21 protein-coding genes and 1 pseudogene are annotated in these 24,496 nt (G+C 62.8%); 3 read left to right on the forward strand and 19 right to left on the reverse strand.

Annotated features, from left to right (window positions below; genetic code table 11):
- Window positions 1-33 precede the first annotated feature (33 nt).
- Together fabI and NLY42_RS03285 are read left to right on the forward strand one after the other, a co-directional pair.
- The gene (gene fabI / locus NLY42_RS03280) at window positions 34-846 is read left to right on the forward strand and encodes an enoyl-ACP reductase FabI (RefSeq protein WP_023669564.1); all 813 of its coding nucleotides are present in this window, start codon (window positions 34-36) and stop codon (window positions 844-846) included.
- 183 nt (window positions 847-1,029) lie between these two features.
- Window positions 1,030-2,583, forward strand: a complete 1,554-nt coding sequence (locus NLY42_RS03285; RefSeq protein ID WP_023669563.1) for a putative bifunctional diguanylate cyclase/phosphodiesterase — start codon at window positions 1,030-1,032, stop codon at window positions 2,581-2,583.
- Between the two features lie 16 nt (window positions 2,584-2,599).
- On the opposite strand, the gene NLY42_RS03290 is transcribed toward NLY42_RS03285, so the two are convergent.
- The 10 genes from NLY42_RS03290 to rimP all read right to left on the reverse strand — a co-directional run bounded on the left by NLY42_RS03290 (window position 2,600) and on the right by rimP (window position 14,819).
- The gene (locus NLY42_RS03290) at window positions 2,600-3,613 is read right to left on the reverse strand and encodes a class I SAM-dependent methyltransferase (RefSeq protein ID WP_023715304.1); all 1,014 of its coding nucleotides are present in this window, start codon (window positions 3,611-3,613) and stop codon (window positions 2,600-2,602) included.
- Between the two features lie 85 nt (window positions 3,614-3,698).
- The gene (pnp, locus tag NLY42_RS03295; RefSeq protein WP_023682005.1) at window positions 3,699-5,846 is read right to left on the reverse strand and encodes a polyribonucleotide nucleotidyltransferase; all 2,148 of its coding nucleotides are present in this window, start codon (window positions 5,844-5,846) and stop codon (window positions 3,699-3,701) included.
- A 278-nt stretch (window positions 5,847-6,124) separates the two neighbouring features.
- Window positions 6,125-6,499 (reverse strand): 30S ribosomal protein S15, encoded by a 375-nt coding sequence (gene rpsO, locus NLY42_RS03300; protein WP_280790898.1) that lies wholly within the window; start codon window positions 6,497-6,499, stop codon window positions 6,125-6,127.
- A 95-nt stretch (window positions 6,500-6,594) separates the two neighbouring features.
- Window positions 6,595-7,689 (reverse strand): magnesium/cobalt transporter CorA, encoded by a 1,095-nt coding sequence (gene corA, locus NLY42_RS03305; protein ID WP_023682006.1) that lies wholly within the window; start codon window positions 7,687-7,689, stop codon window positions 6,595-6,597.
- 44 nt (window positions 7,690-7,733) lie between these two features.
- A complete protein-coding gene (gene truB, locus NLY42_RS03310; RefSeq protein ID WP_023755158.1) occupies window positions 7,734-8,705 on the reverse strand; it encodes a tRNA pseudouridine(55) synthase TruB in 972 nt (323 codons plus the stop codon).
- Window positions 8,705-9,124 (reverse strand): 30S ribosome-binding factor RbfA, encoded by a 420-nt coding sequence (gene rbfA / locus NLY42_RS03315; RefSeq protein ID WP_023669558.1) that lies wholly within the window; start codon window positions 9,122-9,124, stop codon window positions 8,705-8,707. Before rbfA ends, truB begins: the two co-directional genes overlap by 1 nt.
- 160 nt (window positions 9,125-9,284) lie before the next feature.
- Entirely contained in the window at window positions 9,285-11,846 is a 2,562-nt protein-coding gene (gene infB, locus NLY42_RS03320; RefSeq protein WP_023755159.1) for a translation initiation factor IF-2, read from the reverse strand.
- Window positions 11,843-12,493 carry an RNA-binding protein gene (locus NLY42_RS03325; RefSeq protein ID WP_023755160.1) on the reverse strand — a complete coding sequence of 217 codons (651 nt, stop codon included), beginning with the start codon at window positions 12,491-12,493 and terminating at the stop codon, window positions 11,843-11,845. The genes infB and NLY42_RS03325 overlap by 4 nt, the downstream gene beginning before the upstream one ends.
- A gap of 38 nt (window positions 12,494-12,531) precedes the next feature.
- Window positions 12,532-14,127: a transcription termination factor NusA gene (gene nusA, locus NLY42_RS03330; protein ID WP_023669555.1), complete on the reverse strand. Its 1,596-nt coding sequence runs from the start codon at window positions 14,125-14,127 to the stop codon at window positions 12,532-12,534.
- Between the two features lie 47 nt (window positions 14,128-14,174).
- Complete coding sequence (rimP, locus tag NLY42_RS03335) at window positions 14,175-14,819, reverse strand: ribosome maturation factor RimP (RefSeq protein WP_023669554.1); 645 nt, start codon at window positions 14,817-14,819, stop codon at window positions 14,175-14,177.
- 335 nt (window positions 14,820-15,154) lie between these two features.
- Between rimP and NLY42_RS03340 the strand changes: the two genes are divergently transcribed.
- A complete protein-coding gene (locus tag NLY42_RS03340; RefSeq protein ID WP_023669553.1) occupies window positions 15,155-15,319 on the forward strand; it encodes a hypothetical protein in 165 nt (54 codons plus the stop codon).
- A 42-nt stretch (window positions 15,320-15,361) separates the two neighbouring features.
- Here the strand turns inward: NLY42_RS03340 and trmB are convergent, their stop codons facing one another.
- From trmB to miaB, 9 genes and pseudogenes are all read right to left on the reverse strand, one after another.
- Complete coding sequence (gene trmB, locus NLY42_RS03345; protein WP_023755161.1) at window positions 15,362-16,063, reverse strand: tRNA (guanine(46)-N(7))-methyltransferase TrmB; 702 nt, start codon at window positions 16,061-16,063, stop codon at window positions 15,362-15,364.
- Between the two features lie 137 nt (window positions 16,064-16,200).
- Window positions 16,201-17,466, reverse strand: a complete 1,266-nt coding sequence (metK, locus tag NLY42_RS03350; RefSeq protein ID WP_023669551.1) for a methionine adenosyltransferase — start codon at window positions 17,464-17,466, stop codon at window positions 16,201-16,203.
- A gap of 221 nt (window positions 17,467-17,687) precedes the next feature.
- On the reverse strand, window positions 17,688-18,107 hold the full coding sequence (locus NLY42_RS03355) for a helix-turn-helix domain-containing protein (RefSeq protein WP_023669550.1): 420 nt from the start codon (window positions 18,105-18,107) through the stop codon (window positions 17,688-17,690).
- A gap of 137 nt (window positions 18,108-18,244) precedes the next feature.
- Window positions 18,245-19,837: an apolipoprotein N-acyltransferase gene (gene lnt / locus NLY42_RS03360; protein ID WP_023755162.1), complete on the reverse strand. Its 1,593-nt coding sequence runs from the start codon at window positions 19,835-19,837 to the stop codon at window positions 18,245-18,247.
- A 77-nt stretch (window positions 19,838-19,914) separates the two neighbouring features.
- A pseudogene (locus NLY42_RS03365) lies at window positions 19,915-20,384 on the reverse strand (VOC family protein).
- A gap of 20 nt (window positions 20,385-20,404) precedes the next feature.
- Window positions 20,405-21,496 (reverse strand): hemolysin family protein, encoded by a 1,092-nt coding sequence (locus NLY42_RS03370; RefSeq protein ID WP_023755163.1) that lies wholly within the window; start codon window positions 21,494-21,496, stop codon window positions 20,405-20,407.
- A 28-nt stretch (window positions 21,497-21,524) separates the two neighbouring features.
- Complete coding sequence (gene ybeY / locus NLY42_RS03375) at window positions 21,525-22,031, reverse strand: rRNA maturation RNase YbeY (RefSeq protein WP_023755164.1); 507 nt, start codon at window positions 22,029-22,031, stop codon at window positions 21,525-21,527.
- 17 nt (window positions 22,032-22,048) lie between these two features.
- Window positions 22,049-23,041 (reverse strand): PhoH family protein, encoded by a 993-nt coding sequence (locus tag NLY42_RS03380; protein WP_027049340.1) that lies wholly within the window; start codon window positions 23,039-23,041, stop codon window positions 22,049-22,051.
- A gap of 83 nt (window positions 23,042-23,124) precedes the next feature.
- Complete coding sequence (gene miaB / locus NLY42_RS03385) at window positions 23,125-24,426, reverse strand: tRNA (N6-isopentenyl adenosine(37)-C2)-methylthiotransferase MiaB (RefSeq protein ID WP_245263567.1); 1,302 nt, start codon at window positions 24,424-24,426, stop codon at window positions 23,125-23,127.
- Window positions 24,427-24,496: the final 70 nt, after the last annotated feature.

A 24,496-nucleotide genomic window follows, 5' to 3' on the forward strand; every position in this document is an offset into this window, starting at 1 on the left:
GGCTAGCGTTTTATTGTAGGGGGATTGCCGGCCATGGACGGACTGATGAAGGGCAAGCGCGGGCTTGTCATGGGCGTCGCCAACGATCATTCGATCGCCTGGGGCATCGCCAGGAAATTGTCCGAACACGGGGCGGAGCTTGCCTTCACCTATCAGGGCGACGCCTTCGGGCGCCGCGTCAAGCCGCTTGCCGAGAAACTTGGGGCGTCACTGGTGGTGCCGTGCGACGTCGAGGACAGCGCATCGGTCGCCGCCACCTTCGAGACGCTCGGCAAGGAATGGGGCGGGCTCGACTTCGTCGTCCACGCCATCGGCTTTTCCGACAAGAACGAGCTCAAAGGGCTCTACGCCGACACCAGCCGCGACAATTTCGTCCGCACCATGGTCATCTCCTGCTACTCCTTCACCGAGGTCGCCCGCCATGCCGCCCCGCTGATGAGCGAAGGCGGCGCGATGATCACGCTGACCTATGCCGGCTCTGTCCGCGTCATGCCGAACTACAACGTCATGGGCGTCGCCAAGGCCGGGCTGGAAGCCAGCGTGCGCTATCTCGCCAACGATTATGGCCCGCGCGGCATCCGGGTGAACGGCATATCGGCGGGACCGGTGCGTACTTTGGCCGGCGCCGGAATCTCGGACGCCCGCCACATGTACTCCTACCAGCAGCGCAACTCGCCGCTGCGCCGCACGGTGACCATCGACGAGGTCGGCGGCTCGGCGCTCTATCTTTTGTCCGACCTCTCGTCAGGCGTCACCGGCGAAATCCATTATGTGGATTCCGGCTATCACATCGTGTCGATGCCAACCCTGGATGAGTTGAAGCAGACCGACAGCGTACGCGATTAACTCACCAGTAAAATTAGATGCATCGGCGGAAACTCATTTTAAGGAGATATCCGCTAGAAGTCTTATGGGCTTGGGCTCTGCGCGTTCTTGCTGGGCGCAAAGGATGCTTTAGCCTTTATGAATTTGCGCTTGATATTTCCGAAAGTCGAGTTGATTTCGGGATCATGCGACAGGGACTGAGCAATGCCTGCTGTCAGCAACCCGAAGCGAACACCTGTGTTCCGGCTGCTCACCGTCGCCAGTTCGGGCCTTGGCAGTTTCATCCTTGGGCTTTGGGGCCTCCGGCATGGTTTCGGGGACGGCTTTGCCGGCATGCAGGCGGAAACCATGATCGGCATCGCGTCGGCGCTATGCGCGCTGGCCGCCGCCGGTGCTGCCTTGTCCTTCTTCGCCGGCGTAGATGAATCGGTGGACTACGTTTTCAACGAAACCCATTTCGACAAGCTGACCGGGCTTTTTGCGCGGCCGGCGATGGTCGGCAGGATTGCCGACGCGGCGTCCGCGACGATCAGGACCGGTGAGCCGGTGTTCCTCATCGACATCGACATCGACCGCTTCAAGCAGATCAACGACGCCATCGGCTACAGCCATGGCGACGAACTGATCCGCGGCTTCACCAAGCGGTTGAAGGCCTGCATGCCCGAAGGCGCGGTGATGGGGCGCATCGGCGCCGGCGAGTTCGCTATCCTTGTCTGGGAACACCAACTCCAAAGGTCCATGGAAAGCACCGTCGAAACCATGATCGAGGAGATGCTGAAGCCGTACCAGCTCGATTCCCACCTGCAGTCGGTCGGCCTGTCGGTCGGCATCGTGGCGATGCCAAAGGATGGCGTCGATCCGGTCCTCATCCTGCGCCGCTCCAACCTGGCGCTGCAGAATGCCCGCGCCGGCGGCGTGGGCAACTGGTCGGTCTTCCATTCCGACATGGGCCAGGTCGCCGACTACCGCCACTGGATCGAATCCGAACTGCACATCGCCTTCGTCCGTGGCGATTTCGACCTTCACTACCAGCCGCAGCTCGACCTGCCGACCGGCCGTATCGTCGGCTACGAGGCGCTGATCCGCTGGAAGCACCCGGAACGCGGCATGATCCCGCCGATGGAATTCATTCCGATCGCCGAAGAGACCGGCATGATCCACCCGATCGGCAATTGGGTGCTGAACAAGGCCTGCAGCGATGCCCGTCATTTGCCCGAGGACTGCTTCGTTGCCGTCAACATCTCGCCGGTCCAGTTCATGACCAAGGATTTCGTCGGCATCGTGCGCGATACGATGGCCAGCACCGGCATCAAGCCGTCGCGGCTGGAGCTCGAAGTGACCGAGACGGCGATGATGCAGGACCGCGACCGCGCCGCCACCATCCTGCAGCAGCTTGCCGACATGGGCATTTCGGTGGCCGTCGACGATTTCGGCACCGGCTATTCCAATCTCAGCTACCTGATCGACTTCGCCTTCGGCAAGCTGAAGATCGACCGCTCCTTCGTCAGCCGCATCGACACCGATTCGAATTCGGGCGCCGTCGTCTCTACCATCGTCGGCCTGTCGCGGGCGCTCGGCGTCGGCATCATCGCCGAAGGCGTCGAGACCGAGAACCAGGCGACGCTTTTGCGAGCAGCTGGTTGCGAGATGGTGCAGGGCTATCTGTTCGGCAGGCCGGCGCCGCTCAAGATCAAGCCTGGCGATATCAGACCGACCATTCCCGTCCACGAGCCGGCGCGCATCGTCAGCATGCATTGAGGCGACCGGCACCGTCCTATCGGCGCGCGGAGAAAACCTTGAACATGCCGTCGCGGGCGAGCTCGGCATGGCTGGAGAAGACGGCCTTCAGAACCGGTTCGTAAGGCAGCTGACGGTTCGCCACCATGAACAGCCGCCCGCCCGGCTTCAGCGCCTTGCCCGCCGCCTGGATCATGCCGGCGCCGATTTCCGGCTCGGCCGCCCGGCTGCGATGGAAGGGCGGGTTCATGACGATGGCATCATAGCGCCGCTCGACCGGCTCGCTCAGCAGATCGGTCCAAAAGAAGCCGGGCTCGAAGCCTGTCTGGCCGATATTGCCCTTGGCCGCCTCAAGCGCGTCGAAATCCGCTTCGTAAAGGTCGAGCCCCGTTATACCGGATGAACGTGCCGCGACCTCGGCGGCGACATAACCCCAGCCGGCGCAGAAATCAGCAATGTTGCCGCGCAGGTCTTTGGGCAGGTTGTCGACCAGAAGTTTCGAGCCGGCGTCGATCCGGTCGAAGGAGAACATGCCCGGCGCAGTGCGGAAGCGGTCCTCTACGACCAAGGCAGGATTGGCGACGCGCAGTTTTTCCGCAGGCGCCAGATCGACCGGACGGCGAAGCCAGAAGGCGATGCCGTGATATTTCGGCAGATGCCCTTCGATGGGGACAAGCTCGTCGATGCGCTTGCGCAGGCTGGCGATGCCTTCGTCCTTACCGCCGGCGACAATGATCAGACCGCCCGGCGTGACGCGTTCGATCGCCTCGGCAATACGCATCTCGTTTAGCCCACGATGGCGGCCGGCAAGCACGAGCGCTGCATCGAATGCATCGCCTTCCGAGCGGGGCGTTACCTTGTGACCGGCACGCTCCAGCGCTCGGAGATGCGGCCGGAAACCCTGTGCAAGATGGAGCTCTGCCTCGAAGCCTTCCGGCAAGCGGAAGCCGGGCTCCGCACCCAGGAACAACACACGCTCGCCCTTTTGCGGCAGAGGGAGCCCCTCGGCCTCGAAGGGATGGAACAGTGTCTTCAGCGGCTCAGCGGCCATTCTTCGATTCTCATGTCGTAGACGGGTATTAAACGAAAACGGGCGCGACATAAGCCGCGCCCGTTCAACTCTATTGTCAGACCACTCAGGCGGCGTTTTCTTCGCCTTCGGCCTTCTTGTCGCGGGCGATTTCCTTGCCGGTGGCCTGGTCGACGACCTTCATCGACAGGCGGACCTTGCCGCGCTCGTCGAAGCCCATCAGCTTGACCCAGACCTTGTCGCCTTCCTTGACGACGTCCGAGGTCTTGGCGACCCGGTCGTTGGCAAGCTGCGAGATGTGGACGAGGCCGTCACGCGGACCGAAGAAGTTGACGAAAGCGCCGAAGTCGGCGGTCTTGACGACCGTGCCTTCGTAGATTTCGCCGACTTCCGGCTCGGCGACGATGGTATGGATCCACTTCTTGGCCGCCTCGATCTCCTTGGCGTTCGACGAAGCGATCTTGACCGTGCCGTCGTCCTCGATGTTGATCTTTGCGCCGGTCTTCTCGACGATCTCACGGATAACCTTGCCGCCGGAGCCGATCACGTCGCGGATCTTGTCGGTCGGGATGTGCATGACCTCGATGCGCGGTGCGAACTCACCGAGTTCGGGGCGGGCGCCGGTCAGAGCATGCGCCATCTCGCTGAGGATATGCTGGCGGCCGTCCTTGGCCTGGTCCAGCGCGATCTTCATGATCTCCTCGGTGATGCCCTCGATCTTGATGTCCATCTGCAGCGAGGTGATGCCGCCTTCGGTACCGGCAACCTTGAAGTCCATGTCGCCGAGGTGATCTTCGTCACCCAGGATGTCGGACAGAACCGCGAAGCGCTCGCCTTCCTTGATCAGGCCCATCGCGATACCAGCAACCGGCTTGGCCAGCGGAACGCCGGCATCCATCAGCGCCAGCGATGTGCCGCAGACGGTGGCCATCGACGACGAACCGTTGGACTCGGTGATCTCCGAGACGACGCGCAGCGTGTAGGGGAACTGGTCCGCGCTCGGCAGCATCGGACGGATGGCGCGCCAGGCGAGCTTGCCGTGGCCGATTTCGCGGCGGCCCGGCGAACCCATGCGGCCGGTCTCGCCGACGGAGTAGGGAGGGAAGTTGTAGTGAAGGAGGAACTTCTCCTTGTACATACCGGTCAGCGAATCGACATACTGCTCGTCCTCGCCGGTGCCCAGCGTGGCAACGACCAGCGCCTGGGTCTCGCCGCGGGTGAACAGCGCCGAACCGTGCGTGCGCGGCAGGACGCCGACTTCCGAGACGATCTTGCGGACAGTCTTGAGGTCACGGCCATCGATGCGCGAACCGGTGTCGAGGATGTTCCAGCGCACGACCTTGGCCTGGAGTTCCTTGAACACCGAACCGATCTGCTCGGAGGTGTACTTGGCGTCTTCGCCTTCAGCCGGGGCAAACGCAGCCTTGACCTTCGCCTTGACGGCGTCGACGGCAGCGTAACGCTTCTGCTTGTCGACGTTCTTGTAGGCATTGCTGAGCTCGTCGCCGACGATCTTCAGCATTTCGGCTTCAAGCGCGGAGTAGTCCGGCGCCGTGAAATCGCGCGGCTCCTTGGCGGCAACTTCGGCCAGCTTGATAATGGCGTCGATCACCGGCTGGAAGCCCCTGTGGCCGAACATGACGGCGCCGAGCATCAGCTCTTCGCCGAGTTCCTTGGCTTCGGACTCGACCATCAGCACGGCGTCGGCGGTGCCGGCGACAATGAGGTCGAGCCTGGATTCCTGCATCTCATCGACATGCGGGTTGAGCACGTATTCGCCGTTGATGTAGCCGACTCGGGCGCCGCCGATCGGGCCCATGAAGGGAACGCCCGACAGCGTCAAAGCGGCCGAGGTGGCGACGATCGACAGGATATCGGGATCGTTCTCGAGGTCATGCTGGACGACGGTGACGACGATCTGGGTGTCGTTCTTGTAGCCGTCGGCGAAGAGCGGGCGGATCGGGCGGTCGATCAGGCGGGAAACCAGCGTTTCCTTTTCGCTCGGACGTCCCTCGCGCTTGAAGTAGCCGCCGGGGATCTTGCCGGCGGCGTAGGTCTTTTCCTGGTAGTTGACGGTCAGCGGGAAGAAATCGAGGCCTGGCTTCGGCTCCTTCATCGAAACGACGGTGGCGAGAACCTTGGTTTCGCCGTAGGTCGCAAGCACCGCGCCGTCAGCCTGACGTGCGATCTTGCCGGTTTCCAGGATGAGCGGACGGCCGCCCCATTCGATTTCCACTTTGTGGTAGTTGAACATATCTTGTCCTTAATAAGCGGAAAGGGCCGCGCCGTTTCACGGTGCGCGGATGCCCTTTCCCTTGCTTCCTTTCTCGGGCAGCCACGGGCAAGACAACGGGAAGCTCGGGTAGATTTCGGCACTGGTTAGCGCACGAGCGTCCTGCAATCCTGCCCCATGACCGTCCATGGGCGGTTTCGAGTGGCCTCTGCGCGCTCGAAACCGGGTCTAGCCAATCGATGCGACTGGCAGAATGCGCGACCGGCGGGCTCTCCTTCGAAAGCCCGCCGGTCAATTCGTCAACGGCGCAGACCGAGCTTCTCGATCAACGTCTGATAGCGCGCGTCATCCTTGCGCTTGAGATAATCAAGCAGGCTGCGGCGCTGGGAGACGAGAGCGAGCAGACCACGGCGGGAATGGTTATCCTTCTTGTGGTCCTTGAAGTGGTCGGTCAGGTTCTTGATGCGCTCGGAAAGGATGGCCACCTGGACTTCCGGAGACCCGGTATCGCCCTTGGCGGTTGCGAATTCACCCATCAATTCCTGTTTGCGCTCGGCAGTAATCGACATCGTGTTTTTCCTTATCTGTTTGAGGAAACGGGTCGCCCTCAGCCGGGATGTCGTCCAGCAGGGGCCGGTGCAAGCAAAGCGACATGGCGCGATGCTGCGGCGCATATAGGGCAATTCCCCGGAAAACACCAGCCCATTCATAAAGCCGGCTTGTCGCAGCCCTTTGCTCGGGAATCCAGGATTCCCCTGACACCGAAACCTTACAGCCACTTCTTGCTTTTGAAGAAGACGATCAGCCCGACAGCAACGGCCAGCATGAACAGCAGCGAAGCCGGGTAGCCATAGTAGGCTTTCAGTTCCGGCATGTTCCACGGCGAGCTCTCGGGATCGAAATTCATCCCCCAGATACCGACCAGGAAGGTTAGCGGCATGAAAATCACCGAGACGATGGTGAGATAAGAGATCACATCGTTGGTGCGTGCCTGGCTCAGCGACAAATGCATTTCGATCAAGCCGGTCAGCATATCACGCTGGTTCTCGACCAGCTCGATCAGCCGCAATGCGTGGTCGAGCGTGTCGTTGAAGAAGATTTTCGTCTCCGGCTTCACATAGGGCACGTCGTTGCGGATCAGCGTCGCCAGCGCGTCGCGCATCGGCCACAGCACGCCCTTGAGCACATTGGCGTCGCGCCGCAATTCGTGCAGCTGGCGCATCTGATGCTTGTGAGGCGTGTTGAGCATCTCGTCCTCGATGCCATCGACCTCCTCGCTAGCGGCCTCAATCGGCGGGAAATAGCTGTCGACGATGGAGTCGATGAGCGCATAGGCCAGATAGTCGGCGCCGCGCATCCGCAAGCGGTTGGGCAACGCTGCGGCGATGCGCTTGCGCACGGGGTCGAACGGATCGCCTTCGCGCTCCTGGAAGGTGACGACGAATTTCTTGCCGAAGAACACCGCGATCTGCTCATAGCGATGCACCTTGACGTCGTCGATCATGCGCATGACGACGAAGGCGTGGTCCTCGAAGAAGTCGACCTTCGGCCGCTGGCCGGTGTTGACGACATCTTCCAGAGCCAGTGGATGCAGGTTGAAGATCCGGCCGATCTCCTCGATCAGCTGGATGTTGGCGAGACCGGTGCAGTCCAGCCAGACGACCGGCCAGTTGTCGCAATGGGTGTTGAGATCGTCGATGCTGGCATCGTTGATGGTCTTGAATTTTTCAGGCGAAATCAGCGTCAGCCGCAGCTCGGACCGTCGCGCCGCCGGATCGGCGATCAGCGTGCCGGGCGAGGCGCCAACCGGCGGCCGGCGCGTTGTCACCGGCGCCCGCTTCTTCACCGCCTCAGCCTTTGCCATGTGCCCCTCGGATGTGACGTCGACGTAAGACTAGACGAGAGTGGTCAGCCGACAAAGACCCGCTTCGGCTTGAACATGCCTTGCTCGATGGCGCCGATGGCGACAAGCTTGCCGCGCGCGGTGGCGCAGGCTTCCTCGGCTTCCACGGGCGCGTCGCGGCCGCGGATGATGACGGGATTACCAAGGCGGATTTTCGTCGCCGCTTCGTCGCTGATGGCAATCTGCGGCAGGCAGTCGAGCGCGGCAGCCGTGTCGACGAGCAGCGCATCGATTGCGCCAAAGTCGATCGGCGCGTCGGCAACATCGGCGTCGCCCTCTTTGTCAGCTTCGCGCTGTTCGCCGAAACGGGCGGCTTCCAGTTCGGCGACGGTGACGAAATCCTCCTGGGTGAACGGCTCGACCTCGACCCTGCGCAATTCAGCGATGTGGCCGAAGCAGCCGAGGTCGCGGCCCATGTCGCGGGCCAGCGAGCGCACATAGGTGCCTTTGCCGCATTCGACCTCGAACAAGGTGTGGCCGGCAGCGTGCTCGACGATGTCCAGACGGCCGATCTCGATCTCGCGCGCGGGGATGTCGACTGTCTCGCCCCCACGGGCGAGATCGTAGGCGCGTTCGCCTGATATCTTGATGGCCGAGAATTGCGGCGGTGTCTGCATGATGACGCCGGTGTAGTTCGGCAGCAGCGCCCTGACATCGTTTTCCGCCGGACGGCGGTCGGAACTTTGCGTCACCAGGCCTTCGAGATCGTCGGTCGAACGCTCCTCGCCCCAGGCGACGGTGAACCGGTAGATTTTGGCGCCGTCCTGCACATAAGGCACGGTCTTGGTTGCCTCGCCGAGCGCGATCGGCAGCATGCCAGAGGCCAGCGGGTCGAGCGTGCCGGCATGGCCGGCCTTTTCGGCCTGGAAAAGCCATTTGATCTTGGAGACGGCTTCGGTCGAACCCATGCCAACCGGCTTATCCAGCACCACCCAGCCGGAGATCGGCCGGCCCTTCTTCTTGCCGCGGCGCCCCACTATTTCTCGTCCTTGTCGTTGTCTTCGCCATCGGCACCCAAGTCTCGCGCGACTTCGGGCGATTTCAGCAAATCGTTGATCCTGGCGAAATTGTCGAAGGACGTATCGAGCTTGAAGCGGAACTCCGGCATGAATTTCATCTGGCGGAGCGCGCCGGAGACGCGGCCACGGACGAACTTCGCATGCTTGTTGAGCGCGTCGATGACCGCACCCGTGTCCTTGGCGCCGAGCGGCGAAACGAAGGCCGTTGCGACCCTCAGATCAGTCGACATGCGCACTTCCGAGACCGAAACCACGGTGTTCTCGATCAGCGGGTCGATAATCTCGCCCCGCTGCAAGGTTTCCGACAGCGCATGGCGCACCTGTTCGGCGACGCGAAGCATGCGCTGGGATGGGCTGGAGGCGGTTGGACGGGGCATTTTTCTCAATCCGGAAAGCGTGAGGCGCGGGATGGGACGTGCCGCATGTCTCATACTTGTTTCTATGCATGTCGTTTATCCCGCACTTTTGGGCGACAGGCATTAAAGTTAGGGCGGCGGTCTTTCGACCACCGCCCGGTCGTATCGACAGTATACGAACTCAGAGCGTCCGGGTCACCATCTCGACGCGGAAGCACTCGATGATGTCGCCAACGCGCATGTCCTCGTAGTTCTGGAAGGCCATGCCGCACTCCTGGCCGCCCGGAACTTCCGCGACTTCGTCCTTGAAGCGCTTGAGGGTCTTCAGCGTGCCTTCATGGATGACGACGTTGTCGCGGATCAGGCGCACGCCCGCTCCACGCTCGACCTTGCCTTCGGTGACACGGCAGCCGGCGATCTTGCCGACCTTGGTGATGTCGAAGATCTCGAGGATCTCGGCATTGCCGATGAAGGTCTCGCGGCGTTCCGGCGACAGCAAGCCGGAAAGTGCTGCCTTCACATCATCGACAAGGTTGTAGATGATCGAGTAGTAGCGGATTTCGATGCCCGCGGCCGCCGCGGCCGCACGTGCCTGCACGTTGGCACGGACGTTGAAGCCGATGATCGCGGCCCCCGAGGTCTCCGCCAGCGACACGTCGCTTTCGGTGATGGCGCCGGCGCCGGCATGAACGATGCGCGCACGCACCTCGTCGGTGCCAAGCTTGTCGAGAGCGGCGTTGATCGCCTCGATCGAACCCTGCACGTCGCCCTTGATGACCAGCGGGAATTCCTTCAACCCGCTCGTCTGCAACTGCGACATCATCTGTTCAAGCGAGCCGCGCTGGCCGGCATGGCGAGCCACTGCCTTCTCGCGCGCCAGACGCTGGCGATATTCGGTGATCTCGCGGGCGCGGGCCTCGTTGTTGACGACAGCGAAGCGGTCGCCGGCTTGCGGCGTGCCTTGCAGGCCGAGCACCTCGACCGGCATTGCCGGCGGCGCCTCCTTGATCTGCTCGCCACGGTCGTTGACCAGCGCGCGCACCCGGCCCCATTCGTTGCCGGCGACGAGGATGTCGCCCGGCATCAAAGTGCCGGTCTGCACCAGTACGGTGGCGACGGGGCCACGGCCCTTGTCGAGCTGGGCTTCGATGACCACGCCCTCGGCGGTACGGTCCGGATTGGCCTTGAGGTCGAGGATTTCGGCCTGCAGCAGGATCGCCTCGAGCAGCTTGTCGAGGTTGGTGCCCTTGGTCGCCGACACTTCGACGTCCAGCACTTCACCGCCCATCGATTCGACGAACACCTCATGGCGCAGCAGTTCCGACCGCACCTTCTGCGGATCGGCATCATGCTTGTCGATCTTGTTGATCGCCACGATGATCGGAACGCCGGCCGCCTTGGCATGGCTGATCGATTCGATGGTCTGCGGCATGACGCTGTCGTCGGCCGCCACCACCAGGATGGCGATGTCGGTCGCCTGAGCGCCGCGGGCGCGCATCGCCGTGAAGGCGGCGTGACCGGGCGTGTCAATGAAGGTGATCTTCTGACCGTTCTTCTCGACCTGGTAGGCGCCGATATGCTGGGTGATGCCGCCGGCTTCGCCGGAGACGACATTGGCATTGCGGATGGCGTCGAGCAGCGAGGTCTTGCCGTGGTCGACATGGCCCATGATGGTCACGACAGGCGGCCGCGACACCAGGTCCTCGGGATTGTCGGCAATGTTGAACAGGCCTTCCTCGATGTCGGACTCGGCGACGCGGCGGACCGTGTGGCCGAATTCGGTGGCGACCAGCTCGGCCGTGTCGGCGTCGATGATGTCGCCCGGCTTCAGGATCTGGCCCTGCTTCATGAAGTACTTGACCACATCGACAGCGCGCTCGGACATGCGCTGCGCCAGTTCCTGGATGGTGATGGTTTCAGGCAGGATCACTTCGCGCATAACCTTCTCGCGCGGCTCATTATGCATCGCGCGCTTGAATTTTTCCTGGCGGCGACGCATCGACGACAGCGAGCGGGCGCGCGCGTCCTCGTCGGAAAGCGCCGTGTTGAGGGTCAGCTTGCCGCGACGACGGTCTTCCTCGGCCTTGGTCGGCTTGGCCGGGCGCGCCACTTCGGGCGTAACCGGACGGCGTACCGGGGCGCCGGCGGCGGTGCGCTTCGGCTTGACCTCTTCCTCGTCGTCCGATGCCACAAGCTCGGCAGCCTGCGGCGCGCGGCGGCGCGCTTCTTCCTCGGCGCGGCGGCGGGACTCGGCCTCGGTCTGCAGGCGGGCTTCTTCCTCGGCCTGACGGCGCGCGGATTCCTCGCGCTCGCGCTTGCGGCGTTCCTCATCCTCGTTGCGGCGCTTGGCCTCTTCGATGGCGCGTTGGCGGTCCTCGACGTCGCGAACCTTGGAGCCTTCGAGCGCCCTGCGGCGCGCTTCCATTTCATTGCGCGACAGTTCGTTCAGCACCATGCCGCCGCGTTCGGCCGGGGGCGGAGGCGGCGCCTTGGGCGCTTCCTGCACGACGGGGGCTGCCACTACCGCGGGCTTGGGCGTAAATACGGGTGCAGCCACCGGCTCCGGCTTGTCGCCGGGCATGGAGAATTTGCGCTTCTTGATCTCGACCTGGACCTGCTTGGTGCGGCCATGCGAGAAATTCTGTCGCACGACGCTCTGCTCGGTACCGGGGCGCTTCAGCGTCAAGGTCTTCTTCGGTGTAACACTCAACGTCTTGTCGTCGCCCGATTTCGTATCGCTCATTCCATATCCTCTGCAGCATCATCTTCGTCAGCAACGGCCGCAAGCATTGCCAGATCGTCGGGGGTTCCGCCCCGATATCGGTCGAGCGCAACCATGCGCCTCTCAACCGCCTTGCCCGCGTCTCCCGCGAGAACGGCAGCATGTATCACATTTGTACCCCCCAATGCCAAGCTCAACTCGGCCTCGGAGAAAAGTTTGTAGGCAAGGACTGCAGGCCCGCCGAGGTGGACAGTTGCCCGCCGCGCCTGACTGATCTTGCGCACGCCATCGTCGGATGCCTCGCTCGCGTGGAGCACGAAAAGCGCCAACCCCGAGCGCACCGCGCTCTCGACCTTGGTTGCGCCGAGTGCGATCGAGCCAGCCTTGCGGGCAAGGCCAAGCATACCCAAAGCGGATCGTGCAAGCAGTCCGTCGACCATGCCGCCGAGATCGGGCGGCACGACGACCTGCGCCTTGAAGGCGCGGGCAAACAGGTTCTTCGCCGCCGCCTTGTCGATATGTAGGCGGTCGGCGCTCACCCAACAACCACGGCCGGGCAGATTTCTCTTCAGGTCAGGAACGACGGCCGAATCCGGGCCGACGACGAAACGGATCAGCTCATCCGGCTCGGCTTGCTTGCGCGTGACGATGCAGGTGCGATCGTTCATCTCGTCCTGGGGCGGGTTGTGTGCGATGCGGTTTCACCTCACGCACCAACGGCTTCGTCAGCCGGGACCTGTTCGGCTGCAAGCTCGTCTTCGGTGATCCAGCCGGCCTTGAGGCGGGCTGCCAGAACCATCTGCTCGGCGTCGGCGCGCGACACGCCGTGATTGGCGAGCACACCCGGGAATACCTTGGTCTCGCCGTCCTTGCGTTCCTTCCAGCCGGTCAGGTCGTCGGCGGCATAGCCGGCGAAATCCTCGATCGTCTTCACGCCATCCTCGCCGAGCGTCACCATCATGGCGGTGGTGACCCCAGGGATCTCGCGCAGTTCGTCGGTGACGCCCAGCGCCTTGCGCTTGTCGTCATGCTCGGCTTCGATCTTCTCCAGATATTCGCGGGCGCGGGTCTGGATCTCCGAAGCGGTGTCTTCGTCGAAACCGTCGATCGAGGCGATCTCGCCCGAATCGACGTAGGCAACTTCCTCGACGCTGGTGAAGCCTTCGGAGGCCAACACCTGGCCGACCATCTCGTCGACATCAAGGGCTTCCATGAACAGCGACGAGCGTTCGACGAATTCCTTCTGGCGGCGCTCGGACTCCTCGGCCTCGGTCAGGATGTCGATGTCCCAGCCGGTGAGCTGCGAGGCAAGACGCACGTTCTGGCCGCGACGGCCGATGGCCAGCGACAGCTGGTCGTCGGGAACCACCACTTCGATGCGCTCGGCATCCTCGTCGAGCACCACCTTGGCGACTTCCGCCGGCTGCAGCGCGTTGACGATGAAGGAGGCGGCCGAAGGCGACCACGGAATGATGTCGATCTTTTCGCCCTGCAATTCGCCGACCACGGCCTGGACGCGGCTGCCGCGCATACCGACGCAGGCGCCGACCGGATCGATCGACGAGTCACGCGAAATGACGGCGATCTTGGCGCGCGAGCCCGGGTCGCGGGCGACCGACTTGATCTCGATGATGCCGTCATAGATTTCCGGCACTTCCATGGTGAAGAGCTTGGCCATGAACTGCGGATGGGTGCGCGACAGGAATATCTGCGGGCCGCGCTGTTCGCGGCGCACGTCGTAGACATAGGCGCGGACGCGGTCGCCGTACTTGTAGTTTTCACGCGGGATCAGCTCGTCGCGGCGGATAATCGCCTCGCCACGGCCGAGATCGACGATGACGTTGCCATATTCGACGCGCTTGACGGTGCCGTTGACGATCTCGCCGATGCGGTCCTTGTATTCGTCATACTGGCGGTCGCGCTCGGCCTCGCGCACTTTCTGCACGATGACCTGCTTGGCTGACTGGGCGGCGATGCGGCCGAAATCCATTGGCGGCAGCTGTTCGGCGATGAAGTCGCCAAGCTGGGCGTCCGGATTGCGCTCGCGGGCCGAGGAAATGGCGATCTGGGTGGCGTAGTCGTCGACCTTCTCGACCACTTCCATCAGCCGCTGCAGCTTCATCTCGCCGGTGTTGGCGTTGATGTCGGCGCGGATGTTGGTTTCCTGGCCGTAGCGCGAGCGCGCGGCCTTCTGGATCGCATCAGCCATGGCGGCAATGACGATCGACTTGTCGATCGACTTTTCACGCGCCACCGCGTCGGCGATCTGCAGCAGTTCAAGTCTGTTGGCGCTTACAACCATCTTATTTCTCCCGAGCTTGTTGCCGAGCTTTTAGGCCCGGCCGCTCATCATAGTTCCTGTTCGATTTCGTCTTCCGCGCCGCCTTCAGCACCTTCGGGTGCATCATCAGCTTCGCCGCGGCGTTTCTTGGCTTCCTTGCGTTCCCGGTTGTCCTTCGAAAGGGCATCGCGAATAAGGTCGTCGGTGAGGATCAGCCGCACATCGGCGATCGCGTCATAAGGAATGCGAACCGTCGGCTCTTCGCCGTAGGCGGCCTTGTCGCGCTCGAGCAGCATGTCGTCTTCGCCGGCTTCGGCGATCTTGCCCTTGAAGCGCTTGCGGTCGGCGACCGGCACCGAGGTTTCCATCTTCACCAGATGGCCGGTCCAGGTGACGAAATCCGACTTGCGTACCAGCGGCCGGTCGATGCCCGGCGACGACACTTCGAGATGATAGGCCTTCTCGATCGGGTCATCGACGTCGAGCGCCGGCGACACAGCGCGGCTGACCTCTTCGCAATCCTCGACGGTCATGGTGCCGTCCTCGCGTTCGGCCATGATCTGCAGCGTCAGGCCGTTCTGGCCCGACAGATGCACCCGCACGAGGCGGAAGCCAATGCCTCGCAACACCGGCTGAACGATCAGCGCGATGCGCGCATCGATACCGCTTTCGCGGATGATGCGGTCGTCGGCTTCGCTTGCCGTTGCAGTCATGCGGTTCCTGTCGTTCTCTGGATCAGGATGATCGTCGTCCCGAACCATCTCTTTGCTGATGGCTGACCGGCAGGTAATAAAAAAGAGCGGGACCGGGTGGACCCACTCTTCGTCATACCGACCAAGAATTTGAGGCTGATATAGACGATCCCGGCCGGTGTTTCAAGTCTGTTGACGGGCCGGGCAGAGTGCAGCCGGGGACGGCTGGCAGGATTGCGCGCGGCGCATGCCGGCTATGCGGTAACGGCCCTGTGATCCCGGATTTCACATCCCTATCTATGTTGCACTGCACAAATCAAAGATGAGCGCGCGGTGGCGCGCGAAAGGTCAAGACAATGAGCAACCGTACCGTGTTTTCCGCCATAGGCGACGCCTTTGCCCTGTTCGGCAGCGCCGTTGCCGCCTCGCGGGCCGTCGAAGCCGGCCGCAAGCCGCGCGCCAACGATCTGCGCCGGCTCGGCATGGACCCGACCGCTTTCGGCAAGATCGGCCGTTTCTGAAGCCAGACCGGCTGTCGATGCGGGACACTTTCCCGCATCGAACTATTTTCTGATGAAGGTGAGATAGGCCGGCCGTCGGCCCTCGCGAATGGCTTTTGCCTCGTAGCGTGTGCCCGGCCAGCCTTCATAGGGCCGATGCCAGTCGGCCCCATCTTGCACCTGCCAGAGGAGCCCGCCATGCGCCCGGCAGTGCAACAAGGTCCAGTTCACATAGGTGTCGATGTCGGAGGCGAAGCGGAAGCTTCCGCCCGGCTTCAGCACGCGCGCGAACCGATCGAGGTTGAGCGGGCTGACAAAGCGCCGCTTCCAGTGCTTTTTCTTCGGCCAGGGATCGGGATAGAGCAGATCGATGCCGTCGAGCGACGCCTGCGGCAGCCAATCGAGCAGGCGCGTGGCGTCGTCGTCATGGACGCGAAGATTGGCAAGCGGCTTTTCCCGCACCGCCATCATCAGCTTGGCCATGCCGTTGACGAACGGCTCGGCACCGATGAAGCCGGTCGCCGGTGCCTCCGTGGCACGGTACAGCAGATGCTCACCGCCGCCGAAGCCGATTTCCAGCCGAACCGTTGAAACATCCGCTGAGAATAGCGCGCGCAATTCTGCCGGTGCCTGGACGGAGAGGTCGAGGCCATACGCCCCAAGACCGCTTTCCAGCGCCGCCGCCTGCTGCGGGCGAATGGTCTTGCCGTGCCGGCGGCCGAAGAACCCTTCGGTCGCGCGGCTCCGCCTGTCCTGTGGATCCATGGCCTGGTCGCGCCGCGCTTAGATTGAGATGAGATTTGGGATTGAGATGAGATTTGGCTGAAATCTCATCTCAATCTAATCCTTTGTTGGAGCATGATCTTTTCCAAAAAACCGGTACCCACTTTTTGGAATCATGCCTAAGCAGCGATCGCGTCCTTGAGCGCCTTGGCCAGATCGGTCTTTTCCCAGGAGAAGGACCCGTCTCGGCCGGCCTTGCGGCCGAAATGGCCGTAGGACGAGGTCTTTGCGTAGATCGGCTTGTTGAGGTCGAGATGCCTGCGGATGCCGGATGGCGACAAATCCATCACCGTGCGCAGCGCTTCCTCGAGCTTGGCCTCGTCGACCTTGCCGGTGCCGTGCAGGTCGACATAGACCGACAGCGGCTGGGCAACGCCGATGGCGTAGGACAGCTGGATGGTGCAGCGGTCGGCGAGCTTGGCCGCCACCACATTTTTGGCGAGATAGCGCGCCGCGTAGGCGGCGGAGCGGTCGACCTTGGTGGTGTCCTTGCCGGAGAAGGCGCCGCCGCCGTGCGGGGCAGCACCACCGTAGGTGTCGACGATGATCTTGCGGCCGGTCAGGCCGGCGTCGCCGTCCGGCCCACCGATGACGAACTTGCCGGTCGGGTTGATGTACCACATGCAATCGTCGGCGATCTTGAGGTCGCCGAGCGCCTCACGGATGTAAGGCTCAACGACCTTGCGGACCTTCTTGGAATCCCAGGTCGCGTCGAGATGCTGCGTCGATAGCACGATCTGAGTCGCTTCGGCGGCCTTGCCATCGACATAGCGAACGGTGACCTGGCTCTTGGCGTCAGGCCCGAGCTTGCCGGCTTCGCCGTTGTTTTCGTGACGGGCAGCGGCGAGCAGTTCGAGAATCTTGTGGCTGTAATAGATCGGCGCCGGCATCAGGTCCGGGGTCTCGCGGCATGCATAGCCGAACATGATGCCCTGGTCGCCGGCACCCTCTTCGCCCTGGCGGTCGGCGGCGTTGTCGACTCCCTGGCCGATGTCGGGCGACTGGCCGTGCAGCAGAACCTCGATCTTTGCCGTCTTCCAGTGGAAGCCGGCCTGCTCGTAGCCGATTTCGCGGATCGCCTTGCGGGCGACCGACTTGAACTTGGCCGGGTTGACGACCGAATGCCCGGCGGCGTCCTTGAGGATGTTGCCGGCTTTGTCCCGCTTCAGCAGAGTATCGGGAACCCTTACTTCGCCGGCGATGACGACGCGGTTGGTGGTTGCGAGCGTCTCGCAGGCGACGCGGACTTTCCATGGGTCCATGCCGGTCTTCTTGGCTTCGCGATAGACCAGATCGACGATCTCGTCCGAGATGCGGTCACAGACTTTATCGGGATGACCCTCGGCCACGGATTCCGAGGTGAAGAAGTAGTTCTGCCGCGTCACGGGTGTCCCCTCTTGAAAAAACGATCGGCAGGGCTGCCGATTTTGGCGCGCCACGTGTTAACGGTGCCGGGCGCCGCTCGTCAAGCGGTGCCGCGGTTCTGGCATGAGTGCCGCAGCAATATATCTTGTACCACCGGCGGCTTGGCGCCGCCGGCAGTCGAGCCTCTGGGCTACTCGGGCCAGGGGATTACTGGGGCCAATGGGTCAATCGACCCACCGAATCACTCGGCATCTTCGGCAGAAAGGGACTTCACAAGGTCGATAATCCGGCGGCGCACCTTCACATCCGCGATCTTGACGAACGCGCGGTTGAGCTGAAGCCCTTCCGGACTGCCGCAGAATTCGACGGCGAAAGCCATCGAAGTGTCCTCGGCAAATCCTCTATTACCCACCGGCTCCTGCCCTGGCGCATCCTCGAAAAAGAAGGCGACAGGCACGCTGAGTATCGAGGCTATTGCCTGCAGACGGCTGGCGCCGACGCGGTTCGTTCCTTTTTCATATTTTTGGATCTGCTGAAACGTAATACCGAGATTTTCACCAAGCTTTTCCTGGCTCATTCCAAGCATATTGCGCCGAAGGCGGACGCGACTTCCGACATGGATGTCGATCGGATTCGGTTTCTTCTTGTTTTCTTCTGTCATTTTTTCCTCGCCGAATTTTTCCGGCCTTTTCTATTTTTCTCGCCCAAACGAAGCCGGAGCCAACTGCCCCAACAGAAACACCAACCGACTTCGAGAAAATTAGGCGGTAACAGTATGAGTTTCTAATGTGTCGACTGTCAATTCACCCGTAGCCGTTGCCTTACGTTCAAGCTGAAGGCGATTGCGGCAAACACCAACATGATCAGCATTCCGTTAATGCGCCGCCCCGCGGCGGAGATGAAGGCTTGGCCGGAGATCGGCACCCGCACGTCGATGGCGCCACGTGCATCGACCGCCAATGCGTCGACGATGCGTCCCCGCGTATCGACAACGGCGGAAATGCCGTTGTTGGCGGCGCGCAACAGCGGCAATCCGTTTTCCACCGCGCGAATCTGAGCCTGCCTGAAATGCTGGTACGGCCCAGGCGTGTCGCCGAACCATGCGTCGTTGGTGACGTTTACAATAAGCTGGGATGACGTTGCGTCAACAGCCACAAGATCAGGAAAGATCACCTCGTAGCAAATAAACGGCAAGGCGCTGATGCCGCCGGGCAGAGCGATCGGATGGCGCTCGTTGCCGGCGGCGAAGTTCATCGGCCCGGCGACGAGCTGTCCGATGCCGAAGCGGCTGAGCAGACCGGAAAACGGCAGATACTCGCCGAACGGCACCAGATGGACCTTGTCGACGGCATCAGCGATTTCGCCCTTGTCATCGATCGCCACCACCGAATTGTAGTAGCGGCTGTCGGCATCCGCCCCGGATCCGCGCTCCTCGCGCACGACGCCGGCAATCAGCATCTGACCAGGCTGCAGCATGTCGCCGAGCGCGGTCAGAGCGTCCGGACGCTCGGTGAACAGGAAGGGTACCGAGGTCTCCGGCCACAGGATCAACTGCGGTTTGTTATTGCCGGGATCGGGCGCTGCGGCCGACAGGCCCATCATCGTGGCGAAGATGCGGTCGCGCACCGAGGCGTCCCATTTTTCGCTGAGGTCGACATCCGGTTGTACGATACGGACATCGAGAGTGCGGGTTGCCGGCTTGTCGGGGGTCGCGAGCCTGACATAGCCGAAGCCAGCATGGGCGGCGACGAGAATGGCAAGCAGGACCACACCGAGACGGACATGCCGGCGTGCTGCAAGCAAGGCCGGCATGGCGAAGACAAATACCGCCAGCGCGTTCATGCCGACCATGCCGGTCACCGACACGCTTTGCATCAACAGCGGCACGGGCATCGCCGCATAACCGACGGCATTCCAGGGAAAGCCGGTGAACAGGAAGCCGCGCAGCCATTCCGTCAGGCCAAAAGCAAAGGCAAGGGCGGCAATGCGGCCAATGTCGTTGGTCCATAACAGCCGCGCGACGACGGTGGCGAGGCCGTAGAAAAATGCCAGCGCCAAGGGAATGCCGACGACCGCGAAGGGTAAGGCCCAGGCGAAACTGTCGGCCTCGACCAGAAGCGCCTCGCCTATCCACCACAGGCCGGCGAGGAAATAGCCGAAGCCGAACCACCAGCCAATGGCAAAGGCCGGCCGCAGGCGCCTGAGCCAGCCGTCGGAAGCCTCGCCGGTGGCGCCGTCGAGCAGCCAGACCAGCAGTGGAAACGAGACGAAACAGACGGCGAAGAAATCGTAAGGCGCCTGGGCGAGCACCGCCAGCGCCCCGGCAAGAAACGCCACCAGCGCGCGCCGCCAGCCCCAAAGCAGAATTATCCGGCCGGCAAGGCGCTCCATACAGACTTCCCAGGTCGCGCGAATCAAGAGCCAAGATTTATCAGATTTATTGAAACGCGAACCGGCCGATCGCTGCGCTATCGGTGCCATCCCTCGATGGTTAGCCCGCTCAGTTGCTCGGCCTCCTCGCGCGGCACGGTGCGCAAGGTCTGGGAGAAGGTCCAGACATGGCCTTCGGGGTCGCGCGCCCGATACTGCCGTTCGCCGTAGAAATGGTCGGCAGGCTCCTCGACGATTTGGGCTCCAGCCGCCATTGCCCGCTCACAATGCACGTCCAGGCCGTCTTTCAGACGCACACAGACCGACTGAGTGTTCTTGCCGCCGACGCTTACCGGACTGGCAATATGATCGGCCCATTCGGAATCGACGATGATGTAGCCGTCGCCAAAACGCATTTCGGCATGGACCAGCCGTCCGTCGGCATCGCTGACCACATGCTCGGCTCGAAGCCGAAGGCCGTTTCGAGCCATTTCAATGCGGCTCGCGGGTCCTTGTAGAAGACACCGGAGCCAAAGGTTGAGTGCTTGAAGGGATCGTCGATCGTCATGTACCGAGCGACGTTCTGCACTAGGCCTGCTCGGTGCGAGCGGTAGCGCGGCGGCGACGCTCGCCCTTCTGGTTCTGGACGATGCGCACCCGCTTGACGCGGCGCGGATCGGCGTCGAGCACGTGGAATTCGAAGCCGGGGATGGCTTGCACAACCTCACCACGCGCGGGCACGCGGCCCAGCGTGTTGAAGATCATGCCGCCGATCGTGTCGACATACTCGCCATGCTCGCCGGCGGTAAAGTCCTCGCCGATCATCTTGGCGACCTCGTCGATCTCGGCCTTGCCGTCGACGACGAACACGCCCTCGCCGGTCTGGGTGATCAGCGGCTCGTCCTCGTCATGCTCGTCCTCGATATCGCCGACGACCATCTCGACGATGTCTTCCAGCGAGGCGAGACCATCGGTGCCGCCATATTCGTCGATGACCAGCGCCATCTGGGTTCGCGTCGTCTGCATATGGCCCATCAGGTCGGAGGCAAGCATCGAGGGCGGCACGAAAAGCACCGGGCGGATCAGATTGAGGTCGCCGATGGTGCGGCCGAGATCGACCTGGGCGAGGTCGAGAAGCGTCGTTGCCGGCGTCTTCCTGGATGTTCTGCCCTTCTTGACGCGGGCAACCTTGGTGATGTGGGCTAGCACGTCGCGGATGTGAACCATGCCGCGCGGATCGTCGAGTGTCTCGGAATAGACCGGCATGCGGGAATGGCCGGACTGCTCGAACAGACCGAGCAGATCGCCCAACGTCGTGGTGATCTCGACGGCCTCAATATCGGCGCGCGGCACCATGACGTCCTCGACGCGTACCTCGCGCAGGCGCAATATGTTGTTGAGCATGGCGCGTTCGCCAGGCGAGAAAGACCCGGCATCGCTGGTCGTCTCGGCAAGCGCGCCGGCGATTTCCTCGCGCAGGCTGGTGCCGTTCCGCTGCCTGAAAAGGCCCAAGACGCGGTCGAACAGGGACGGACCGGCAGGCGATGGCTCGCTGGCAATACTACCAGAAGCGAGGCTGCCGGAACTGGGACTCGGACTCGATCCCTCTTCCGTCGTATCGGAAGGCTTTGTCGCACTGCCAGCCTCGGGGCGGGCGGCAGTTTCTGGTTTGTCGTTCATCGTCGTCCGGTCAATTGGTCTTTTGTCATTACGTGTAGGGATCGGGAATGGCAAGCCTTGCGAGCGCTGAGCGCTCGATGGCTTCCATCTCCTCGGCCTCTGCATCGGTCTCGTGATCGTAGCCCAGCAAATGCAGCAGGCCGTGGATGACGAGATGGGTGATATGGTTCTCGAAGGGCTTGTCTTCCAGGGCTGCTTCGCGCGCCACCGTCTCGGCGGCCAGCACGATGTCACCCAGCATGGGCGGCAGCTTGCCACCCCTGGGGAACGGAAAAGCCGGGAAAGACAAGACGTTGGTCGCCTTGTCCTTGCCGCGCCAGCCGACATTGAGGGTACGGATATGGGCATCGTCGGAAAAGACGATGCTGAGTTCGGAAGGACCGGCAGCAGCGGTTTCGGCAAAGGCAGCCGACACGGCGCGATCGACCAGACGCGTCAGCGCCGCCTCATCGGGCCAGTCGCCGGCCTCGACCGACATATCGATCTCGACGGGAACCGAACTGTCCCCGCCGCCAGGTCTTATGTCTTCAGGCATGAGCCCGCATCGTCACATCAGCTCTCGGCGCCGAGGCCGCGTGCCAGCTTGGCGTCGCGGTCATAGGCCCTGACGATTTCGGCCACCAGCGGGTGGCGCACAACGTCGACATCGTTGAAGCGCACGGTTACCGCGCCGGCCACGCCGTCAAGGACACGCAAGGCTTCGACGAGGCCCGACTTGGTGCTTGGAGGCAGATCGATCTGCGTCGGATCGCCGGTGACGATCATGCGCGAATTCTCGCCGAGGCGGGTCAAAAACATCTTCATCTGCATCGGCGTGGTGTTCTGCGCCTCGTCGAGGATGACGGCGGCATGCGCCAGCGTGCGGCCGCGCATGAAGGCCAGCGGCGCGATTTCGATGACCTCGGCAGCGATAGCACGTTCGACCTTGTCGGCCGGCATCATGTCGTAGAGCGCGTCATAGAGGGGCCGCAGGTACGGATCGACCTTTTCCTTCATATCGCCGGGCAGAAAACCCAGCCGCTCGCCGGCCTCGACCGCTGGGCGTGACAGGATGATGCGCTCGACCATGCCGCGTTCGAGCAGCATCGCCGCATGCGCCACCGCCAGATAGGTCTTGCCGGTGCCGGCGGGGCCAATGCCGAAGACAAGTTCCGAACGCTCCAGCGCCCGCATATAGGCGTCCTGGTTGAGCGAACGGGCATAGATCGTCTTCTTGCGGGTGGAGATCTGGGCGGCCGAAACCTTGCCCTTGCGTTCCAGCGTCGGCAGCGTCAGCTGGTCGTCGGCGGCAATCGCCATGCGCACGGCGCCATCGACGTCGGACTGGCCGATATCGGTGCCCTTCTGGAGAATGCCGTAGAGATTGTCGAGCGCGCGGCGCGCCTGCTCGGCCGCCGAGGCCGAGCCCTTGATGGTCAACTGGTTGCCGCGCGAGCGGATGTCGACGCCGAGCTTCTGCTCAAGCCGGGCCAAATTCTCGTCGAACTGACCGTACAGGGCGCTGGCAAGCTTGTTGTTGTCGAAAGTCAGAACGATGTGCGCCATGTCAGAGGCCCCGGATGTCTGGTTCTGGGGCAGAGTCTTCACTTCAGCAGCGCTCAACCGTCTCTCCTCATCTGCCGAGGCCATCAAGCCAACTCGGCGAACAGGCTATTGTAGCCCGTCTTCGTGATTCGCACCCGGATAATGTCACCGATTTCCCCGGCCTTTTCATCAACAATAACCGGCTGCAGCCAGGGCGAGCGGCCGACCTTCTGGCCGGCCTGACGTCCGGGCTTCTCGATCAGCGTGTCGATGGTGCTGCCGAGCAGGCTCAGGCCGAAATCCTGCTGTTGTTTCAGCAGCAGCGCCTGCAGGCGTTGCAGACGCTCGTCCTTGACCGCTTCCGGCACGTGATCGGGCATATCGGCGCCCGGCGTGCCGGGACGCGGCGAATATTTGAACGAGAAGGCCGAGGCGTAGTTCACCTGGCGCACCAGACCCATCGTCGCCTCGAAATCCGCCTCGGTTTCGCCGGGGAAGCCGACGATGAAGTCACCGGACAGCGCGATGTCGCCGCGGGCCGCGCGGATGCGCTCGAGCAGCGCCAGATAGTCCTTGGCCGTGTGCCTGCGGTTCATCGCCTTGAGGATGCGGTCTGACCCGGATTGCACCGGCAGGTGCAGATAAGGCATCAAAGCCGGGAGATCGCGATGGGCAGCGATCAATTCGTCGTCCATGTCGCGCGGATGGCTGGTGGTGTAGCGCAGCCGCGCCAGGCCAGGAATTTCGGCCAGCCGGAACAGCAGGCGACCAAGCCCCCATTCCATGCCATCCTCACCATTGCCGTGCCATGCATTGACGTTCTGCCCCAGCAGCGTCACCTCGCGCACACCGGCATCGGCCAGCCGCTCGGCTTCGGCGACGATCTGCGCCACCGGCCGCGACACTTCCGAGCCCCTGGTATAGGGCACGACGCAGAAGGTGCAGAATTTGTCGCAGCCTTCCTGCACCGTGAGGAAGGCGGTGACGCCGCGCTTGATCATTTCGGCGCGCTTCGGCTGCGGCAGATGCTCGAACTTGTCCTCGATGGCGTATTCGGTCTCGACGATCTTCTCGCCGCCACGCACCCGGGCCAGCACATCGGGCAGCCGGTGATAGGTCTGCGGGCCGATGACCAGATCGACAGCAGGCGAACGGCGGATGATTTCCGCGCCTTCGGCCTGCGCGACGCAACCGGCGACGCCGATCAGCATTTCGCGCCCAACTGCTGCGCGTTCAGCCTTCATGTCGCGGATGCGGCCGAGCTCGGAATAGACCTTTTCCGCCGCCTTCTCCCTGATATGGCAGGTGTTGAGCAGCACCAGATCCGCGTCGGCGATGACATCGGTCGCGGTGTAGCCGTCGGCGGCCAGCGCATCGGTCATGCGCTGTGAGTCATAGACATTCATCTGGCAGCCATAGGTCTTGACGAAGACCTTTTTGGCCGGGGCGGACGCCGCAGCAGCGCTTTGCAAGGCG

Origin of the sequence: Mesorhizobium sp. C372A (genome assembly GCF_030323245.1) — a bacterium.
Classification (GTDB): domain Bacteria; phylum Pseudomonadota; class Alphaproteobacteria; order Rhizobiales; family Rhizobiaceae; genus Mesorhizobium.

Coding starts and splice junctions, on each gene's coding strand:
- NLY42_RS03290 (WP_023715304.1), bottom strand. CDS start 3,613: ATGGCCGCTGAGCCGCTGAAGACACTGTTCCATCCCTTCGAGGCCGAG.
- nusA (WP_023669555.1), bottom strand. CDS start 14,127: ATGGTTGTAAGCGCCAACAGACTTGAACTGCTGCAGATCGCCGACGCG.
- rbfA (WP_023669558.1), bottom strand. CDS start 9,124: ATGCCCCGTCCAACCGCCTCCAGCCCATCCCAGCGCATGCTTCGCGTC.
- miaB (WP_245263567.1), bottom strand. CDS start 24,426: ATGAATGTCTATGACTCACAGCGCATGACCGATGCGCTGGCCGCCGAC.
- rimP (WP_023669554.1), bottom strand. CDS start 14,819: ATGACTGCAACGGCAAGCGAAGCCGACGACCGCATCATCCGCGAAAGC.
- NLY42_RS03370 (WP_023755163.1), bottom strand. CDS start 21,496: ATGAACGACAAACCAGAAACTGCCGCCCGCCCCGAGGCTGGCAGTGCG.
- ybeY (WP_023755164.1), bottom strand. CDS start 22,031: ATGCCTGAAGACATAAGACCTGGCGGCGGGGACAGTTCGGTTCCCGTC.
- rpsO (WP_280790898.1), bottom strand. CDS start 6,499: ATGCGCCGCAGCATCGCGCCATGTCGCTTTGCTTGCACCGGCCCCTGC.
- fabI (WP_023669564.1), top strand. CDS start 34: ATGGACGGACTGATGAAGGGCAAGCGCGGGCTTGTCATGGGCGTCGCC.
- NLY42_RS03340 (WP_023669553.1), top strand. CDS start 15,155: ATGAGCAACCGTACCGTGTTTTCCGCCATAGGCGACGCCTTTGCCCTG.
- pnp (WP_023682005.1), bottom strand. CDS start 5,846: ATGTTCAACTACCACAAAGTGGAAATCGAATGGGGCGGCCGTCCGCTC.
- infB (WP_023755159.1), bottom strand. CDS start 11,846: ATGAGCGATACGAAATCGGGCGACGACAAGACGTTGAGTGTTACACCG.
- lnt (WP_023755162.1), bottom strand. CDS start 19,837: ATGGAGCGCCTTGCCGGCCGGATAATTCTGCTTTGGGGCTGGCGGCGC.
- NLY42_RS03380 (WP_027049340.1), bottom strand. CDS start 23,041: ATGGCGCACATCGTTCTGACTTTCGACAACAACAAGCTTGCCAGCGCC.
- NLY42_RS03355 (WP_023669550.1), bottom strand. CDS start 18,107: ATGACAGAAGAAAACAAGAAGAAACCGAATCCGATCGACATCCATGTC.
- NLY42_RS03325 (WP_023755160.1), bottom strand. CDS start 12,493: ATGAACGATCGCACCTGCATCGTCACGCGCAAGCAAGCCGAGCCGGAT.
- trmB (WP_023755161.1), bottom strand. CDS start 16,063: ATGGATCCACAGGACAGGCGGAGCCGCGCGACCGAAGGGTTCTTCGGC.
- NLY42_RS03285 (WP_023669563.1), top strand. CDS start 1,030: ATGCCTGCTGTCAGCAACCCGAAGCGAACACCTGTGTTCCGGCTGCTC.
- corA (WP_023682006.1), bottom strand. CDS start 7,689: ATGGCAAAGGCTGAGGCGGTGAAGAAGCGGGCGCCGGTGACAACGCGC.